The sequence below is a fragment of the Pseudomonas sp. A1230 genome (assembly GCF_044218825.1).
In the GTDB taxonomy this organism is placed as follows: Bacteria; Pseudomonadota; Gammaproteobacteria; order Pseudomonadales; family Pseudomonadaceae; genus Aquipseudomonas; species Aquipseudomonas iridis.
The window spans coordinates 2,821,182-2,839,937 of sequence record NZ_CP162582.1; the positions used below are offsets into that span (position 1 = coordinate 2,821,182).

Here is an 18,756-nt window from a genome sequence, read left to right on the forward strand (position 1 = left end):
TAGAGGTCGCCCATTTTTTTGATTCAGATCCCGCCATCAATCATTCGGCATTTCTGGCGGCTTGGTCGGTTTGGCGGGTTTGCTCGGCTTGGCGCCTTTCGCACCTTTGGCCGGTTCAGGTTCGGCAGCGGCCGGGGCCTGGGCTGCTGCGGCGGCGGCCGCTTCTTTCTCGGCCATGGGCATGGCGTCGATGGTGTCGAAGATTTTCTTCAGGTCGATGGCCTTCGCGTCATCCCCCGAGGCGGAGAGTTTGGTCTCGCCGTCCTTGCCCACCAGGAACACTTTCGGATAAGCCCCGGCGCCCAGCTTCAGTGAGCGCAGCAGGGCCATGGTGTCTTGCTGGCCCATGTCCTTGCCGTCGAGCTGACCCGACATACTGAGGATGGTGTAAACCTTGATATTGCGATCGGCGACGCCCTTTTTGTTGGCCGGGTCGTCCAGCGACTTTTTCAGGTTCAGCCACACGGGGTCGGCGGTGCTTTGCGCGATCACGATCAGTGGTCGGGCGCGGCCCATGTCTGCGGCAATCGGCGAATCGTTGTCAGCGGCGAACAGGGGGCCGGCAACTGCCAGCAAGAGTGTCAGGGTCAGTGACCTGATGAGCATGCGCATCTCCTTTTGATATCCACGCTCTAATGATTGCGCATCGCGGCGATTGTTCCGGCATATCCGGCAAATATCTGTCGCCCTGCCAGAAGCTTAGGTCAGGCCCGACATTGCGCAACTGCACAAACGCGATTGCCACGCCAATTTGATTACCGTTCAAGAGCGCATTAGGGTGGCTGTTCTGCTCACGAAATGGAGGTCACCCCGTGCACATTGATTACCTGTGCGATCACCCTGAATTGATCGAAGAACTGGCTGAACTCAACTTCAAGGAGTGGGGTAGCTTTCGTCCCGACGACACCCTTGCTGCCCGCACCGAACGCATGCGTGCGGCGTGCGGCAAAGGTGCGATCCCCAGTGTCGTGGTTGCGATTGAAGACGGCCGGTTGCTGGGCGGCGCACTGTTGATCGACAGCGACATGAAGGTCCGCCCCGAACTCACGCCTTGGCTGGCCGGGGTTTATGTGAAGGCTGAAGAACGTGGCCGCGGGATTGCTTCGCAACTGGTCAAGCGCATTGTTGAAGAGGCTGAGGCGTTGGATGTGCCGGAACTTTACCTGTACACCGACGCAGCGCAGTCGCTGTATGCGCGGCTGGGTTGGGAGGTGGTCGAGGAGATGGTTTACGAAAATTTACCGGTGACCGTCATGAAATACACCACGCGGCAACCAACATAAGAAGATATCTGTGGCGAGGGGATCTAGCGCGACGTCAGTCCAGCGCCGAATCGAGTGCCGCCAGTAGATGTGCGGATTCGATCAGGCGCTCGCCGACTCTGATTACCCCTCCGTCCAGATCAATGCTCACCGTCACCGACGAGCGATCGCCAGGGTATTTGCGCAGCAGCAAGTCGATGCCACTGACCGTCTCCTGCGCTGTGCCGATCAAATCCCATACGCTGTCGCTCAGATCCAGCAAAACCTGCTGACGCTGCTGATCAACCACCAGCGGCGCATACAGCCAATGGCTCATGCGCATCTCGCGAGGTTCGACAGTGATGGCGATACGGCCATCGCAGTGCACAGTGGTTTCGCTCATGGTTGTCGATCAAAACGCCAGTTTATAGCCGATCAATACCAGCATCGTCGCCAGGCAGGGTCGTAGCACTTCGTCGGAGATGCGGCCGGTCAGGTGGCTGCCAAGCCAGATGCCTGGCAACGAACCGATCAGCAAAAAGCCCAGCACGCTCCAGTCCATGTTGCCCATGCTCGCATGGCCGAGGCCGGCGACGAGGGTCAGCGGTACGGCGTGAGCGATTTCAGTGCCGACCAGGCGGCGGGTCGGCAGCAGCGGATAGAGGATGAACAAGGCCACGGTGCCGAGGGCGCCGGCGCCGATCGAGGTCAGAGCGACCATGGTGCCAAGGATCAGGCCGGTGATCACCGTCATCACGTTCAGCCGCGAACCGCTCGGGTTGTAGTTGCCGCCAGCGCGTTTGTGGGCGAATTCCAGCAAGCGTTTCTTGAAGAAGATCGCCAACGCCGTGGCAAACAACACAAAGCCCAAGGCTTGTTTGATGATGGCGTTCATCGCGTCCGGCGCGGTGTGCAGCGTGCTGAGAAACCACAAGGTCATGACCACCGCCGGCACGCTGCCGAGGGTCAACCAACCGGTGATGGCCCAATCGATATTCTTGTTCTTCTTGTGAACGATGACGCCACTGGATTTGGTAATGGCCGCGTACAGCAGGTCGGTGCCGACCGCCGTTGCCGGGTTGATGCCGAACCACAGCAGGATCGGCGTCATCAACGAACCACCGCCGACACCGGTCATGCCGACAATAAAACCCACCACCAGCCCGGCAATCACCAGGCCGAAATTTGCCAATTCCATTAAGACGTCCAGAAAAACGACGAGAAAAATCTGGTCCGCAGCATAGCGATTTTTCTTATAACCACATATATCGATGCGGTCTATCGTTATGCCCAATCCCACTTTCAGGCCCGAGGGTTTGGGGTATATCCATTTTTTGGGTGATGGCTGAGTAGGGTTCCGCCCTTACGGCGGGTCACTTTTTCCAGACGCCGAAAAAGTAACCCAAAAGGCTTTGCCCTGACGTTCGGCCCGCTCGCTGGGGCTCGGGGTTCCTTCGCTCCGGGATCCATCCGGGGCATCGATTCCGGTTTGCTTCGCTGCACCTCCTTTCGATGTCCTCCCCGGATGAATCCCTCCACTCAGCCTGCCGACGGGCTCTGAGATCAAGAGTTGCACTCGAGCTAACGCTCATTGTGTTGAGTGGTGGAAGAGCGATGCGGTCGGCTTTTGTTCGATGTTGGATTCACCCCTCACCCCAGCCCTCTCCCCGAGGAGAGGGAGCCGATTTGTGAGGCTTTCAGAATCTGAGTTCGACTCGGTATCTCAGGTCGGCGTAGCTCTGCCAAACACCTCGATCAGTTCCCTCTCCCTCCGGGAGAGGGCTAGGGTGAGGGGCTCTTGATCTGGCCTTGGCTCTTGATCTGGCTTTTGATCTTCTGCCCATTCGGCAGGCCGAGCGTAGGTGTTCATCCGGGGGGCAGGCGCGCAGCGCCGTGCGGCGAAGCCGCATTCATCGAGAGGAGGTGCAGCGCAGCAAACCGTAGACGATGCCCCCGGATGGACACCGTAGCGAGGGAACACTGAGCCTCAGCGAAGTGCCGTACGCCGGGGCAAAGCCTTTTGGTTCCTTTTTGGCGTTTGAAAAAGGGACTCGCTGTAAGAGCGAAACCGCCAGCGGCAACACCCGCAGCAACGGATATACCCCCGATCCCAATCCCAATCCCAATCCCAATCCCAATCCGGCGTTCAGGTGCTCCACGACGAACGCAACAAGAAAGATCAAAAGATCGCAGCCTTCGGCAGCGCCTACAGGGGAGATCAGTGTTGGCGTCGTCCCGGTTTGAAGCTGTGTGTGCTGTTGATCCACACTGTGGCCAGCGCGATCAGGGACAGAATCAGCAGCGCCCACGGAAACGACATCGCCCCCGCTCGATCCAGCAGCAACCCACCGAACAGCCCGCCTCCGGCGATTGCCACGTTCCAGGAAGTCGTCAGCATTGCCTGCACCACATCGACATGATCACCGGCAGAATCCGCCGCTGCCGTCAGCAACAACGTCGCCGAACCACCGAAGGACAACCCCCACACCGCCATGCAGCCGTAGATCACCCATGGCGACGGATTCGCCAGGGCCAGCACCAGCGCTGTCACGGCAAACACCGTGAGGCTGATCAGGGTCAGCCAGCGCAACCAGCGATCCACCAGCATGCCGATGATCCAGATTCCCACCAGCGAACACACGCCAAACACCAGCAGCACCAGATCGACACGTCCGGCGAGTCCGGCCTGCATCAAAAACGGTGAAATGTAGGTGTAGAGAATGTTGTGCCCGAGCATCCACGCCAGCACCACCAACAACACCGGGCGCACACCCGGCAGGTGCAGGGACTGCATCAACGGCAGACGCTCGGCACTGGCCTGCCCCGGGCGATCCGGCACCGCCACAACAATCCACGCCGCCAGCACCAGCGCCAGTGCCGACATTATTCCGAACGAGGCGCGCCAACCGATCAGATGGCCCAGCCACGTCCCCGCCGGTGTTCCCAGGGAAAGCGCCACCGGTGTGCCGAGCATGGCAATCGCCAGCGCTCGCCCCTGCTGATGCACCGGCACGATCCCGCGGGCGTAACCGGCCATGATTCCCCACGACAGCCCAGCCGCCATCCCGGCGAGAAAGCGCGAGGCCAGCGTCAGGCCGTAATGACTGGAAAACGTGGTGATGGTGTTGAACAGCACAAACCCGCCAACCGTCATCAACAGCACCCGGCGCCGTGGCCAGCCACGGGTGGCCACGGTCAGCGGAATCGCGGCAACAATCGAACCCAGCGCATACAGCGTCACCAGTTGCCCGGCGAGCACTTCGCTGACGTTCAGCCCGGCACTGATTTGCGGCAGCAATCCGGCCGGCAGGGTTTCAGTGAGGATGGCGATGAACCCGGTCATGGCGAAGGCCAGCAACGCGGCATAGGGCAGTTTGTCGGCGCGGGTCGCGCGGTCGACACGGCTGAAATCGGCGCTTGCGGGGTCGGTCATGACGGATGCAGCTCCATTTGGATCAAAATTAGCGAGTGATTGTATACAAGTTATCCAGCCACCAATCAACCCAATCCCGCTGACACCACTATCCCCCCCCTGTAGGAGCTACCGAAGGCTGCGATCTTTTGACTTTGGTTTTTCAAGATCAAGATCAAAAGATCGCAGCCTGCGGCAGCTCCTTTATTGCGCCAGCAGCGTATCCACAGATTTATTGAACCGGGAGGAAGTTGAGGAACAGCAAACTCTGCGCGTAATTGAGCCCGATCCGCCGGTAGCGCTCATCAAGCATTTGCGTCAGCAGATCCAGGCGCGCAACGATTTTGCCGAACTCCACGGCAAAACTCAGGTTGCTGCCCTCCTCCGAGATCTCATTGGAAAACAACAGCGGCTGGCCTTCCTTGTTCTGACGCTGCGACAGAATCCACGTGGCTTTTTCGATGTTGCGCGCCGCGTTATGCACGAACGTCGGGTTGATCGCGTCCGTCATGTAGAACTGGGTTCGATTGCCATGGGCCGTCACCAGCATGCTGCCGATGGCATAAATGAACGCGCCGACGCGGTCACCACGAAACTCCGGGCTCATCGCATAGCTGAGCGCCGCGAGGTCCTTTTTGCCGCCGAGCACCGGCAATGGTTGTTGCTGCTCGATGGCCAGTCGCACCTGTTTGACGGCGGCGTGAATGTTGAGGAAACCCGACTTGCGCAACTCGTCCGGGTTGCGCAGGTACAGCTTGCCCATCAACCGATAAAGACTGCCAAGGTTGTCACGCATCGCCAGCGTGGCCATCCGGTCGACGCTGGTCTGCAGAAATTCCTGCGGCTGCCCTTCCCGGATCTGGTTGATGAAACCGTTACCGTCCTGATGGCTACAACCGCTGAACAACAGCGACGACAAACACACCAGCAACAGGCACGGGCGACGGACAAATCGGCTGATCAGCTTAAACACTCTCGGCATGAATTCTCGAACAGGCACATTCCTGTGCGGCGGGAGTCACCGCATCCTGGCCATGGATAGAGCCGCTGATTGCGCAAAAGTGCAGTGCTGGCGGTATTTCCCGACCTTCGGCGTGATACAGCGATCCATTTAGTCCGACTTTATTTTTGCAACAAACGTTTAATCCGCTATAAATTCTCACCTGAATACCAAATAGCATGACTATTGCCCAGCCTCTGTAGGAGCTGCCGCAGGCTGCGATCTTTTAACCTTGTTTTTTTAAGATCAAAAGATCGCAGCCTTCGGCAGCTCCTACAGGGGGGTTACTGAAAACAACAACAACAAAAAGGAAGGTCAACCATGATTCAATCCCGTCACCTGCTCTCCGGCCTTGGACTGTCCCTGATGATCGCCACCCTCTCTGCCAACGCCGCCGGCCTGAGCGCCGAACACAAGGCCTTCGGCAAAACCAATGACGGCACGCCCGTCGAGCAATACATCCTGCGCAACAGCCATGGCATGCAAGCCACGGTCATCACGTACGGCGCAACCCTGCAATCGCTGCAAGTGGCGGACAAGAACGGCAAGTTCGACGACGTCGTGCTCGGCTTCGACGATGTGCAGGGCTACCAGAAAGGCACCGCGTACTTCGGCGCGACCATTGGCCGCTTCGGCAATCGTCTGGCAGAAGGTGCTTTCGAACTCGACGGCAAACGCTATCAAGTGCCGCAGAATGACAAGTCCAACGCCTTGCATGGCGGTACTCAGGGCTTCGATAAAAAGGTCTGGAAAGCTCAGGAAACCAAAGACAAGGATTCAGTCGGCGTAACCCTGACCTATCTGTCGGTGGACGGTGAAATGGGTTTCCCCGGCAACCTCACCACCGAGGTGACTTATCGCCTCACCGACAACAACGAATTGCGCATCGACTACAAGGCCAGCACCGATAAACCGACGGTGCTGAACCTGACCAATCACAGCTACTTCAACCTCGCCGGCGCCGGTAATGGCGACATCCTCAAGCAAGTCGCGACCTTGCATGCCAGCCATTACACGCCGGTCACCGGCAAACTGATCCCCACCGGAGAGCTGGCGCCAGTGGCCGGCACACCGATGGACTTCAGCAAACCGACCGCCATCGGCACGCACATCAAGGCGGATCATCCGCAACTGAAGTTTGCCGAACCGAAACAGGGTGGCTTCGATTTCAACTGGGCGCTGGATACCAAAGGTGATGCGAGCAAACTGGCCGTCGAAGTCAGTGACCCGCAGTCCGGCCGGCATCTACAGCTGTTCACCAGCGAACCGGGCGTGCAGTTCTACACCAGCAACTTCCTCGATGGCACGGTCAAGGGCAAGGGTGGCAAGGTCTACCCGCACTGGGGCGCGTTTACCCTCGAGACCCAGCACTATCCTGACTCACCGAATCAGCCGAACTTCCCCAGCACACGGCTGGATCCGGGCCAGGCTTACGCGCATAGCGTGGTGTTGAAGTTTTCTGCGAAGTAGAAGCTGAAGATCAACAGATCGCAGCCTGCGGCAGCTCCAGTTGTTTGGATACACCGTTTGAATGGCGGTGAATCCAACCCCACCTGTAGGAGCGGCCGCAGGCTGCGATCTGTTGCTTTATGAAGCGCATGGAACCCCTGCGCTATCCTGCTGCCCACTAAGGTATCGACCCTTTCAGGCAGGAGGTTTGAATGCGTACCCTCGAATTGGCTGGCGTGCAGGTTCCGGTGATTGGCCAGGGCACCTGGCGTATGGGCGAAGATCGTTCGGCCCACAAGCGCGAAGTTGCCGCCTTGCGCAGCGGCATCGAACTGGGCATGACCCTGATCGACAGCGCCGAAATGTACGCCGAGGGCGGCGCCGAAAGTGTTGTCGGCGAAGCTATCGCCGGCCTGCGTGATCAGGTGTTTCTGGTCAGCAAGGTCTACCCGCACAACGCCAGCCGCAAAGGCATACCGCAAGCTTGCGAACGCAGTCTGCGTCGGCTGGATACCGATTACATCGACCTCTATCTGCTGCATTGGCGCGGCCAGTACCCGCTGGATGAAACCGTCGAGGCTTTCGAACGCCTGCGCGAAGAGGGCAAGATTGGTCGCTGGGGTGTGTCGAATTTCGACGTCGATGACCTCGAAGAATTGGCGTCTCCTGCCTGCGCGACCAATCAGGTGCTCTACAACCTTGAAGAGCGTGGCGTCGAATTCGACCTGCTGCCGTGGTGCCAGCAACAGCGCCTGCCGCTGATGGCTTACTGTCCGATCGGTCAGGGCGGCGCGATGCTGGCCAACCCGGTGCTGAAACAGATTGCCGCTCGTCACGGCGTCACTCCGGCGCAGGTGTCGCTGGCGTGGATTCTGCGTCAGGATGGCGTCATTGCGATTCCCAAGGCTGTGCGGCCGGAACACGTGCAACTCAATGCACAAGCAGCGCAGCTGCAACTGGAGGCCGGGGATCTGGCGGCGCTGGACCAGGTGTTTCAAGCGCCACAACGCAAGCAGCGGTTGGCCATGGTCTGAGCTGACGACTGGCCGAGGTTCCGTATGAGAAGCACTGATCATCACGACCCGTTTGACCTGCAACGATTCGTCCAGGCGCAGGACCCGGTATTTGACCGGGTCCTGCGTGAACTCGAAGCGGGTCGCAAACGCAGCCACTGGATGTGGTTTGTCTTCCCGCAGTTCGCAGGGCTTGGCGGCAGTGAAATGTCCCGACGCTTTGCCATCGGGTCAGCCGCAGAAACCCAGGCCTACCTCGATCACCCATTGCTCGGCGCACGACTGCGCACCTGCACGCAGCTCGTGCTGAATATCGAGCAGCGTTCGATTGCAGAGATTTTCGGGCATCCCGATGACTTGAAATTTCACTCCTCGATGACACTGTTCAGCCAGTTTACCGCTGGCGAAAGCCTGTTCAATCAGGCCCTCGAGCGCTACTTCCACGGCATCCCCGACGAATGGACGCTGCAACTGCTGGACTCAAAAGAGGCCCAACTGCCCCCCGATCAGTGTTGAGAAATCATCGTCGACGAAGGGCAGGATCGCGTCCGCCACCGGTTGCAGCTGCCGGGTGATGTAGTGGTCGTAATCGATGGTTGAACGTCGCACTTCCAGCGGTTCCGGCCCGGCCAGGGTGATGACGTAGCTGATCCAGCCGCCATTCTGGTATTGCCGTGGACGGCCGTGCTGCGAGTTGTATTCGTCGGCCAGCCGCGCGGCGCGCACATGGGGCGGCACGTTGCGCTCGTAATCATCGAGGGTGCGACGCAGACGCTTGCGGTAGACCAGCCGATCATCGAATTCCCCGGCGAGGGTTTTGCGCACGTAATCACGCACGTAATCCTGATACGGCTTGCGCTGGAAGATTCGCTCATACAGTTCCTGCTGGAACTGCCGGGCCAGGAGCGACCAATCGGTGCGCACGGTTTCCAGGCCTTTATAGACCATCTCATCTGTGCCATCAGCGCGCGTTACCAGACCGGCATAGCGCTTCTTGCTGCCCTCCTCTGCGCCGCGAATGGTCGGCATCAGGAAGCGTTTGTAGTGAATTTCAAACTGCAATTCGAGCGCACTTTCCAGCCCGTACTCTTCGCGCACATGCTCGCGCCACCAGTCGTTGACGTGCTTGACCAGCGTATGGCCGATCGTCGCCGCCTCCTCCTGACCATGGGCGCGACGCAGCCAGACAAAGGTCGAATCGGTGTCGCCGTAGATCACCGCATGCCCCTGCTCTTCGATCAGCTTGCGTGTGCGCAGCATGATTTCGTGTCCGCGCAGCGTGATCGATGAGGCCAGCCGCGTATCGAAGAAGCGGCAACCGCTGGAGCCGAGCACGCCGTAGAAGGCATTCATGATGATTTTCAAGGCTTGCGACAGCGGCGCGTTGTGCTCGCGTTTGGCGGTCTCGCGCCCCTCGGCGACCCGCGACACAATCGACGGCAGGCAATGCCGGGTGCGCGAAAACCGTGCGCCCCGAAAACCCGCGACTGAATCAACGTCGTCCGGGTGCTGCAAGCCTTCGATCAGCCCTACCGGATCAATCAGGAAAGTGCGGATGATCGACGGATAAAGGCTCTTGTAGTCGAGCACCAGCACCGATTCGTAGAGGCCCGGTTGCGAATCCATGACAAACCCGCCGGGGCTGGCCTGCGGCGGATTGGTCCCGAGGTTCGGCGCGACAAACCCTTGGCGGTGCATCAGCGGCATATACAGGTGCGTGAACGCCGCCACCGAACCACCGCTGCGATCCGCCGGCAGGCCGGTGACGCTGGCGCGCTCAAGCAAAAATGTCAGCAGTTCAGTCTTGGCAAAGATCCGCGTGACCAGCTCACAGTCCTTGAGGTTGTACTTGGCCAGCGCCGGTTTGTCCTCGGCGAACATGCGGTTGATCTCGTCCATGCGCTGGTACGGATTGTCGATGGCCTTGCCTTCACCGAGCAGGGTCTGGGCGACGTTTTCCAGGCTGAACGAGGGAAAGCTCCACGTCGCCGAACGCAGGGATTCGATGCCGTCGATGATCAACCGCCCCGCCGCCGAGGCGAAGTAATGATTGCGGCTGCCGTGTTCTCGCCACTGCATCTCCTCACCGCCACGACCGATTTTCAGCGGCACGCCGAGGCGTCGCGCGTGTTCGTGGAGGATGCGCAGATCGAACTGCACAACGTTCCAGCCGATGATTGCGTCAGGGTCGTGCAGCGCGAACCAGTCGTTGAGCTTCTTCAGGATGACCGTGCGTGAATCGCAATATTCAAGGTCGAAGTCGACGATGCTGTCATCGCCATTCGCCGTGCCGAGCATATAGACCTGACGCTCGCCGCAGCCTTCCAGCGCGATGGAGTACAACTCGCCGTTTTCGGTGGTTTCAATGTCCAGCGAGACCAGACGCAGCTTCGGCCGGTAGTTGGGGTCGGGCTTCAGTTGGGCGTTGAGCAATATGCCGTTGGCATCGGGTGTGCCACTGAACAACACCGGGGCGGTGATGAAACGCTCCATCAGGTAACGCTCGGGCGGGCGGACATCAGCCTCGAAGACATCGACGCCGGCGCGGGTGAGCGCGGTTTCCAGGCGCATCAACTGGCCGTGTTGCTGGCAATACAGGCCCAGCACCGGACGATGTTCGAAATCCAGCAGGGCCAAAGGTCGCAGTTCGACGTTTTTTTCGTCGTGCAGCAGACGTTCGGCCGCTTCACGCTGCTCGGCAGGTATAAACGCCACCGACGGCTGATGCGGCAAACGCACACGGCGCGGCCCGGCGTCGGTCGCCAGCCAGAACTCGACTTCGGTGCCGGCGGGGGTATCGCGCCAATGCCGGGTCAGGACGAAGCCCTGCTGTAAATCCACCACTGCGACCTCAGAAATTGAAACAGAGGGGCATTCTACGCGGCATTCGACCATTGGGTGGCGCGCAAAGCATGGCTGGCAACGGTGCGACACCTGTCAGAGTTGACAGGTTACACACCGTGCCAGAGTTGCTAGATTGGCCTTTGCCTCCATGCGATGCCTTGCGTCGAAGGAAATGAGAAATGGATCTCTCCGTTCATCGCCGGACCCCGTCAGTCAGCGTGAACGACGGCCGGGGTCTTCCTGTTCGTCAGATCGCCTATTTGCGAAAGGTGCCAGGGGCGGCCGCACAGTCGTTGATCACCCGGCAACGTCACGACGCCGCAGGCAGGGCGATAGAGCATTGGGATCCACGACTGTTCGCAACAGCGCCAAAAGCCAATTTGACGACCATTCACGACATCGCAGGCCAATCGCTGCTGCTCAACAGCGTCGATTCTGGCTGGAGCCTGAGTTTGCATGGTTTGGCTGGGGAAGTTGTCCGGCGTTGGGATGCCCGAGGGAATCGGTGGAGCAACCGCTACGACAATCGTTTGCGCTTGCAGGGCATCAAAGTGAACGACGGGCCTGAGATGGAGACCATGCGCTATGGCGCCGCCGATGCAGATGCCGAGAAAAACCTGCGCGGCCAATTGCTACACAAAGTCGATGCCTCAGGCTCTCTGGATTACAGCTCGTTCAGCCTCAATGCCCTGCCTCTGGAGGAAACCCGCACGCTGCGTGATGCCGGTGTCTACACCACGCGTTGGCGCTACGGGGCCAACGGCGCAGCACTGAGCCAGACGGATGCAAGCGGCCATCAGCAATGCTCACGCTATGACGTCGGCGGACAACTCCAGCAGGTGACCCTCAAGATCAGCGGCGACGATGCTGTAAAAGACATCCTCAAACACGCCCGATACAACGCCGAAGGCGAGAAAATCGAACAAACCCTGGGCAACGGCGTGGTGTGCAATTGGGAATACGATGGCGCCAACGGTCGCTTGAATGGCATCAAGGCAGGTCTGCCCGGCGAGGCGTTGCGGCAAAATCTCGAATACAAATACGACAAGGTCGGCAATGTCATCAGTCTTCTGGATCGCACTGTTGACCCAGTGTTCTTTGCCAACCAGCTGATCGACGGCCAGCGCGACTTTAGCTATGACTCGCTCTATCGCCTGATCCGCGCCACCGGACATGACGCCCTCCCCCCGACCGGCATGCCTGGCCGTCCATTACCGAGCGATCCCAAAAACCGCCTCAATTACACCCAGACCTACGAATACGACACCGGTGATAACCTGGTCAAACTGGTTCACGCACGAGCAATCGGTGGCTACACCCAGCGCATGTTCATTGACCCGAACAGCAATCGTGGCGTGCGCTGGAAAGAAGGTGACTCACCGCCCGACTTCTCGACGCAGTTCGACGCTCATGGCAACCTGCAAGCCTTGCAACCCGGCCAGGGTTTGCAATGGAATGTCCTGGATGAACTGGCATCGGTCACGTTGATCGAACGCGAATCCGCGCTGCCCGACAAGGAAACCTATCGCTACAGCGGTGGCGCCCGAGTCTTCAAACACCAAGAGACTCAGGGCTCAAACAGGACGCACTTTCATCAGGTACGTTACCTGCCGGGCATCGAAATCCGCACTCGCGAAACGGGTGAAGAGTTGCACGTCATCACGTTGCCGAGCGTGATCGGCAACGTCCGCTGCCTGCATTGGCTCAGTGGCCGCCCCGGCGAAATCGTCAACGATCAACTGCGTTATTGCCTTGAAGACAGCCAGAGCTCCAGCCTGATCGAACTCGACCAGAACGCACGCCTGATCAGTCATGAACACTATTACCCGTTCGGGGGGACGGCCTCACTGACCGCCAATTCGGAGCTGGAAGTCAGCTACAAGACGGTTCGTTATTCGGCTAAGGAACTGGATGACAGCGGACTTTATTATTACGGGCGACGCTATTACGCACCGTGGTTGCAGCGCTGGATAAGCGCCGATCCGGCGGGGGCGGTGGATGGGTGGAATCTGTATGCGATGGTGGGGAATAACCCGACGAGTTTTGTTGATGTGCTCGGGTTGAATGGCGATCTGAACGACAAAATCGCTAATCGAACCATGTCCATGTTATCAGCATCAAGTAAAAATCCTTTACCACCAAGAAAAGGCAAACCAGAAGTCTATAAACAGGTGGAAGATCAGCATTTAGCAATGTATCCAGACGCAAAGTACACCAGGAGAGAACTAACCAGGTTGGCTGCCCATGCAGGTGGGGAATACTCGGACGGGTCCCCCGAGAACGATCTGTTGATTACCGATATGCACAATATTTCTCTTCCCCCAGAAGGGATCGAAGAATTCACATCGGTGAAAATTTATAAACAGCGCAATGCTGATCTGGGGGACCATCCCGCTCACCTTGGAGTGCTGAAAATCGATGCAGACAAGTTCATGGATGACCTGTCCAAATCCTATACAACTGCCTACGAGGATACAAAGTACCCGGTCAAGATTTACAGAGCTGGCAGTGACACACCTATATCCATGAGCGGAGTTCAATATGAGGGTTCTGCGCTGCATAAACTGACAAAAACATTCACAACGAATTTGCTCACTGCCACCGATGGTTATATTCCCCAACATGCGGGGCTCCCAGCGTTTCATGCGGAGGTCAGGGTATTCAACACCGTCGCGCTATTAACCCCCGATCTTGAATCCAATCTGGACAAACTGACAATCATTACTCAGAAACTACAGGGTCAGACAGGGGCCGTTGCTTTCCCCGCATGTTTCAATTGCGCAAACATACTGGTCGAAAATTACAAAGATAAGCCAGGCATAAACGTTCCATCAGGGAAAACATCCTTAACGCCAGAGAATTGGAAAAAAGCAGTTAACGAATACCCTAATTAGCACCTCAACCTGCTTTCGAGAAAGCGACGCCCCACCTGTCAACGTAGTCTTTTATGCGATGACAGGTGGCTGCACCCAGGCGAAATATCCTTACCGCAAATCATTTATTTGGAATATTGAGAGCCCGCAGCGTGAGCGTCTTCAGTAGTTGATTGCGCTCTTCAGACAGATTGACGAGTTCACGCTTATAGTCTTGACCCGAAAGATTGCCTGCCAAATGTCGACCGAGCAAACTTTCGCCCCTCAAGTTGTACACCGTCGCATTCTGAGCAAATACCGTTGCGTGCTTGCCCTTCAAATACTTCCGCCAGAACCGCTGTTCGATCATTCGGTTGACCAATCCATCCCCCGCCTCAAGCGACAACACCGTTTGATAAGCCTCGTCGATCTGCGTCTCACTGACTTCAGCGATGCTGCGAAACAACATTCCCCGTGACTGCCACGGCAACTCGAGCCGATCAGCCAGACCGGTCTGAAATGCCAGATAGACTTCCACTTCATCAATGCTGCCCGTGAATTCACCGTCCTCATCAAGTGCAATAAAAGCTTCACCAGCCTCCAGGCGGGTCTGGATGTTGGCGCGGGCAACGTCGTTAACCATGTCCAGGCGAGACCTGCCCTTCGCCAATTGCACCAGATTGAACTCGACCTGCTCGGGGCTGCCAGCCAGCCAGGCTTCATGGATCAGAACCTTGATCCCCATCTCATTGAAAATCTGTGCCCCGGCGTCCGCGCAAGAGTCAGGATTACTGGCCATGCGGAACAACTCTTCACGCAGTTGCGTGTTCTGTGTCGCGGCATCCAGCATTCGCCACACCCGCTCGGTCAGCGCCGGACGCGCCTCCTCGGCGATGTAGTCTGCTGACTCCGCGACTTTCTCCAGCACTTCAAAAAAACCCTGGGAATCAGGTTCGTGCTCCAACTCATCCCACACTGTTTGCTTGCGCTGACGCGGCTCGCCCGTGACGCCCTCCAGCCAATGCGCACTGGTCTGCTCGCCTTTCGGCGGGTAGCTACGAGCGGGGTCGTAGCCCACTGAGCGCATATAGGCATGAAATTGTTCGCGGCCCTGATCGGACAGACGTTCACGACTCAAACGGGTGCGCGCTATCAATCGCGCCTGCTCCGAACCGGGTACTACCTGAGGAACCTGTTCGATTGGATTGCCTTGCAGATCCAGATCAAACGCCCTTGAACGCGGTGCCGTGAACAGGCCTGACGGCCATTCGGTAATCCCGGTGTCATGCAGATCGAGGATTTGCAGGTCTGCCATCGCACTGACATCCGGTGCCCGCGCCAGCATCGGATTCGCGCCCAGCCTCAATGTCTGCAAGCGGGTCAGACGGCTGAGTTCAGTGATATCTCCGGCCGTCAGCGTCAGTTGATTGTTGCCCAGATCCAGTGTTTCCAAAGCGTGCAGATGGCCTACCCGACGAGGCAACGCGGTGAGGGAGTTTTCGCTCAGGTTCAGGACCTTCAATTTGGGGAAGTAGCCGAGGAACTGGCTGATATCAATGCGTAACTGCGCATGACGAAATTGCAGCTCGCTGACGTGCGCAAACTCAACGTCAAGCGTCGGCAGGTACTCAAGAAAATCACTGGTCCAGTGAAAATCCAGATCCAGCGTGTAGCCGCCCTCTCCCGCCGTTTCAGCGGCCTGCCAGCATTGGCTGAGAGCCTTGGCGAAACGCCGTTTGTGAAAACGCTGATCCATCGGCAGCAACTCGCCGCGCTCGATTGCCACCCAGTCATCAAGGGTTTTCTGCAGATGTTTGAACGCCAATTCCCGCTCCCGGATGAGCCGTAAAGCGTCGGCAGGTGTTCCGGATGCTCGCACAAACTCATTGAAGTTAGCCGTGGTGGCCCGCGGATAGAGGCTTTTGAACCGATCCTCCGGACTCGACTCACCGCCCGTGCCCAATAGCCGTTCAGTGATCAACGTGTAGCCTGGATTTTGGGGTTTTTCGACGGCGATTCGAAGCGGTGAGTCGTCGAGCAGATCGCGCAGCTCTGCACGGGTTATGGACGATTGCTGAAGGTTGCTGCGCAGGCGCTGACCTTCACCGATGCCAAGCCCCAGACTGTCGCGTTCGGCATCCGGCAATGCCTGCAACACCGCGTCATAAAAATCACCCGCGCCTTGCAGGCTATTGCCCTGCGCGTCGTAGGGCTGGAACTGGTTCTGCACCGTGCGCAACAGTACTTTGCGAACGGGTGCCGAGGTCGGTCCGACGCTGTCGATCAGCAGTCCGTCGAACGATTGGTTGCGAATTTCGATCAATAGCTGCGGCGACCAGCCCGGTAACTTTTCCAGACTGTGCAATGCCAATCGGTAGCTGTCGAGATTGGCATTGGCCGGCAGGTACAGCCCCTCCCAGGCCCGGGTCGTGCGCCATTCACGCATCGCTTCACGGGCAGCCTGCTTCAAGCGCAAGGACAATTGTCCCTGCTCGCTGGCCAACTGCTTTTCTGCTGGCAAGACATCCGTCAGTACATTGCTCACAAGCTCGTTCGGCAGCTGGGGAAACTCGTTGCGCAGCAACACGCTTTCGGCAGAAGGCACGGCAGTCGGCACCTCCTGCCATTTGACGTGGCTATCCACCAACGCTGTTCTTTGCGCCCTTGCCGCCTCGACGATCAAGGCGCGCAGCCTCGCAGCACGCACGTTCGCAGCGATGACGCCACGACCAAACTCTTCTTCCAGCAACACTTTGATGTCCTGCTCGCTCAACAGGGACAATAGCGTGGCGGACAGGTCTGCGACGATGCCGTGGTCGAGCTGCAAATTGATCGGCGTTTTACCTGCCAGTGATGACGATTGCCACAGCACGTTGCCTTGCTCATCGAGCCATCGCAGCGAGAGCTTTTCAGGCCATTGTTTGTGCCCCGTCAGCAACTGCAGTTGCATCCGCACATCGGCCTTGCCATGGATCTGCAAGTCGTCACTGCCAAGCTGTGCAATGAACGTTTCAATGGACTGATCGGCAGTAAAACGCTTGATCGTCGCCGCCAGCATCGCGGGCGGCTGTTCACGTTCAACGTGCAGTTTGCGCAATGTCGACTCATCCACGCCGCTGACGATGCGGATCTGTTCCAGCGACTGTTCGGAAAAACCGTCGACCTGATGACCGAGACGCCGCATCAACTGACTCCCCTGCCAGGCCTGAGGTTGTTCGGCTTCATGCACCCAGGCGCCAGCACCGTTATGGCTGAGTCGGGGGGCATAGGCATCGCTGCGCTGCGGATGCTGGATGCGGTAGTCATCCGATCCGGGCTCCGGGCGAATAACAAACGTTTCGCCCTCCAGCGGTAACACCTGCCGATCGGCCTGACGATAAATGCCCATGGCGTCAGGCCGGGCCGATTCACTCAAGTCCACCGACTGTGAATAGCGCCGCAGATCCGAATCCCATAACCGCGAGCGACCATCCGCCATATCGACAATTTTCATGCGGCCGATCAAGGGCGACGCCTTGGGCGAGACCACCGCCCCCACCAGTTGACCACCCACCAGGAACGCACCGAGCTGAATCAGGCTTTCCACCACGCCGAGCACATGTTCGAACGCCTCAGTACGCAGTCCTTGAGCCCACTCGACAATCCCTTCGAACGTTTCATCCAGTAACTGGTAGGCGGTATACGCAAGCATCAATTCACCCAGACCAGGTACAAACGGCGCGGCGACAAATGCCCCCACCTCCAGCACGGTCAGCGCGACGTTGAGGAAGCTGTCCCAGCGAGCCCAGCGTGTTTTGGCGTCCTCATCGCCAGTGGGGACTGCCCGCGTTCGAGCGTCGGCGAACAAGGTGTTCAACTTCTGCTGAAACTGGTGAAACCAGAACTCACCCTTGATTCGCGCATACCCGATCTGCAGAGCAGGTTTCAGAACAGGCGCTGGGCGCCAGGCCGGCAGTTGCTGAAAAGGAACCGGTGCATGCCATTGCAGTTTTGATAGCCGATTGTTGAGCTGAAAAAAGAACTGGCCTCGGTGCTGATGCGGCACGAACCGGCTGAAGAATCGCTGGTATTCAGATGAGCGCAGCTGTCGTGTCAGCTCGGCGACGAACTGGGTCGAAGACGCATACTGCTTCAGCGGATGCTCGGGATCGTGGGGGACATAGGCAATGACCGGAACAGTCGTTGAACTGTGCTCAAGATCGGCGCAGACCAGCACAATCCCTGGCAACTCGACGCCCATCATCGTCAATGCATGGCAGTGGACTGCCCGCCCGTTCCAGAATAACCGTCGATCTCCCGCAGCCCACCTCTCTACCAGGCGATGAGCGTCGTGATCAATATCGCCTTTGAGCAATGCCAGCCCATTGCACAGGCGCAGGGTGCTCTTCTCGTTAGCCTCGACCTTTATTTTCAGGACGGCGCTGGCAACGGGATTAGCCGGATCGAAAAAGTCTTCGAGATATTTCTGATAAGCAGCACCTGCGTCCAGCTCCCGGCACAACGCGGTGAAAGCCGCGACGGACATTCTGGCCTTGATCGGCACAACGTCGAATTCTCCGGAGGCCGAAGGCCGGGTAATAAAGTCGCTCGCCTGGTCGTAATATTCTGGTCGAGTCTCTTTCAATTCGAAATTGTGCAGACAGCACTCGAGCAGGGTCAGGGTGCGCACCTCGAAGCCCCCCGTCATCCCGGTCGAACGGTAAAGCCTTAGACACGTCGAGCTGACGTCTACGGTGATGTCATAACGGTCTTTCAGCGCAGCGGTCAGTAACCCATGGGCAACCGCTTCGACTTCGGTCAGCCGCGCGAAGACCTTGTCCACTGCCTGCCGGGCAGTCCAACTCGCTGCAAGGGCGCTTTTCATCTGGTCGCGTTGCTTTGACGAAGCAAAGTGAAACCAAGGCTGGTCTGGCACTGTGGCCTGCTTTAACGCGTCCCTGTGCAG

General features: G+C 58.3%; 12 protein-coding genes. 5 read left to right on the forward strand and 7 right to left on the reverse strand.

All coding sequences use genetic code 11. From position 1 onward, the window contains the following. Positions 1-36 precede the first annotated feature (36 nt). A complete protein-coding gene (locus tag AB4P97_RS13295; RefSeq protein WP_047300688.1) occupies positions 37-606 on the reverse strand; it encodes a DUF4174 domain-containing protein in 570 nt (189 codons plus the stop codon). Between the two features lie 206 nt (positions 607-812). Between AB4P97_RS13295 and AB4P97_RS13300 the strand changes: the two genes are divergently transcribed. Continuing rightward, entirely contained in the window at positions 813-1,283 is a 471-nt protein-coding gene (locus AB4P97_RS13300) for a GNAT family N-acetyltransferase (protein WP_042560050.1), read from the forward strand. A gap of 34 nt (positions 1,284-1,317) precedes the next feature. Here the strand turns inward: AB4P97_RS13300 and AB4P97_RS13305 are convergent, their stop codons facing one another. From AB4P97_RS13305 to AB4P97_RS13320, 4 genes are all read right to left on the reverse strand, one after another. Beyond that, positions 1,318-1,644 carry a hypothetical protein gene (locus AB4P97_RS13305; protein ID WP_395598390.1) on the reverse strand — a complete coding sequence of 109 codons (327 nt, stop codon included), beginning with the start codon at positions 1,642-1,644 and terminating at the stop codon, positions 1,318-1,320. Between the two features lie 9 nt (positions 1,645-1,653). Continuing rightward, positions 1,654-2,439 (reverse strand): sulfite exporter TauE/SafE family protein, encoded by a 786-nt coding sequence (locus AB4P97_RS13310; protein ID WP_042560052.1) that lies wholly within the window; start codon positions 2,437-2,439, stop codon positions 1,654-1,656. A gap of 1,020 nt (positions 2,440-3,459) precedes the next feature. Continuing rightward, positions 3,460-4,674, reverse strand: coding sequence for an MFS transporter (locus tag AB4P97_RS13315; RefSeq protein WP_395602805.1), 1,215 nt, complete (start codon positions 4,672-4,674; stop codon positions 3,460-3,462). Positions 4,675-4,885: 211 nt separating this feature from the next. Continuing rightward, positions 4,886-5,635, reverse strand: a complete 750-nt coding sequence (locus AB4P97_RS13320; protein ID WP_047300684.1) for a hypothetical protein — start codon at positions 5,633-5,635, stop codon at positions 4,886-4,888. Between the two features lie 339 nt (positions 5,636-5,974). Here AB4P97_RS13320 and AB4P97_RS13325 point away from each other — a divergent pair, with 339 nt between their 5' ends. The 3 genes from AB4P97_RS13325 to AB4P97_RS13335 all read left to right on the forward strand — a co-directional run bounded on the left by AB4P97_RS13325 (position 5,975) and on the right by AB4P97_RS13335 (position 8,631). Beyond that, the gene (locus AB4P97_RS13325; RefSeq protein WP_210703217.1) at positions 5,975-7,123 is read left to right on the forward strand and encodes an aldose epimerase family protein; all 1,149 of its coding nucleotides are present in this window, start codon (positions 5,975-5,977) and stop codon (positions 7,121-7,123) included. A 191-nt stretch (positions 7,124-7,314) separates the two neighbouring features. After that, positions 7,315-8,136, forward strand: coding sequence for an aldo/keto reductase (locus AB4P97_RS13330; protein ID WP_047300682.1), 822 nt, complete (start codon positions 7,315-7,317; stop codon positions 8,134-8,136). Positions 8,137-8,160: 24 nt separating this feature from the next. Next, the gene (locus AB4P97_RS13335; RefSeq protein WP_395602806.1) at positions 8,161-8,631 is read left to right on the forward strand and encodes a DUF1810 domain-containing protein; all 471 of its coding nucleotides are present in this window, start codon (positions 8,161-8,163) and stop codon (positions 8,629-8,631) included. Here AB4P97_RS13335 and AB4P97_RS13340 read toward each other — a convergent pair. Further along, the gene (locus tag AB4P97_RS13340) at positions 8,596-10,956 is read right to left on the reverse strand and encodes a DNA polymerase II (protein ID WP_200611913.1); all 2,361 of its coding nucleotides are present in this window, start codon (positions 10,954-10,956) and stop codon (positions 8,596-8,598) included. The two genes, AB4P97_RS13335 and AB4P97_RS13340, sit on opposite strands and share 36 nt — an antisense overlap. Positions 10,957-11,138: 182 nt before the next feature. Here AB4P97_RS13340 and AB4P97_RS13345 point away from each other — a divergent pair, with 182 nt between their 5' ends. Continuing rightward, entirely contained in the window at positions 11,139-13,853 is a 2,715-nt protein-coding gene (locus tag AB4P97_RS13345) for an RHS repeat domain-containing protein (protein ID WP_395602807.1), read from the forward strand. 100 nt (positions 13,854-13,953) lie between these two features. On the opposite strand, the gene AB4P97_RS13350 is transcribed toward AB4P97_RS13345, so the two are convergent. Further along, a complete protein-coding gene (locus tag AB4P97_RS13350; RefSeq protein ID WP_395602808.1) occupies positions 13,954-18,675 on the reverse strand; it encodes an NEL-type E3 ubiquitin ligase domain-containing protein in 4,722 nt (1,573 codons plus the stop codon). Between the last annotated feature and the right edge of the window lie 81 nt (positions 18,676-18,756).

Coding starts and splice junctions, on each gene's coding strand:
- AB4P97_RS13350 (WP_395602808.1), bottom strand. CDS start 18,675: ATGAAAAGCGCCCTTGCAGCGAGTTGGACTGCCCGGCAGGCAGTGGAC.
- AB4P97_RS13315 (WP_395602805.1), bottom strand. CDS start 4,674: ATGACCGACCCCGCAAGCGCCGATTTCAGCCGTGTCGACCGCGCGACC.
- AB4P97_RS13345 (WP_395602807.1), top strand. CDS start 11,139: ATGGATCTCTCCGTTCATCGCCGGACCCCGTCAGTCAGCGTGAACGAC.
- AB4P97_RS13305 (WP_395598390.1), bottom strand. CDS start 1,644: ATGAGCGAAACCACTGTGCACTGCGATGGCCGTATCGCCATCACTGTC.
- AB4P97_RS13325 (WP_210703217.1), top strand. CDS start 5,975: ATGATTCAATCCCGTCACCTGCTCTCCGGCCTTGGACTGTCCCTGATG.
- AB4P97_RS13335 (WP_395602806.1), top strand. CDS start 8,161: ATGAGAAGCACTGATCATCACGACCCGTTTGACCTGCAACGATTCGTC.
- AB4P97_RS13320 (WP_047300684.1), bottom strand. CDS start 5,635: ATGCCGAGAGTGTTTAAGCTGATCAGCCGATTTGTCCGTCGCCCGTGC.
- AB4P97_RS13295 (WP_047300688.1), bottom strand. CDS start 606: ATGCTCATCAGGTCACTGACCCTGACACTCTTGCTGGCAGTTGCCGGC.
- AB4P97_RS13330 (WP_047300682.1), top strand. CDS start 7,315: ATGCGTACCCTCGAATTGGCTGGCGTGCAGGTTCCGGTGATTGGCCAG.
- AB4P97_RS13310 (WP_042560052.1), bottom strand. CDS start 2,439: ATGGAATTGGCAAATTTCGGCCTGGTGATTGCCGGGCTGGTGGTGGGT.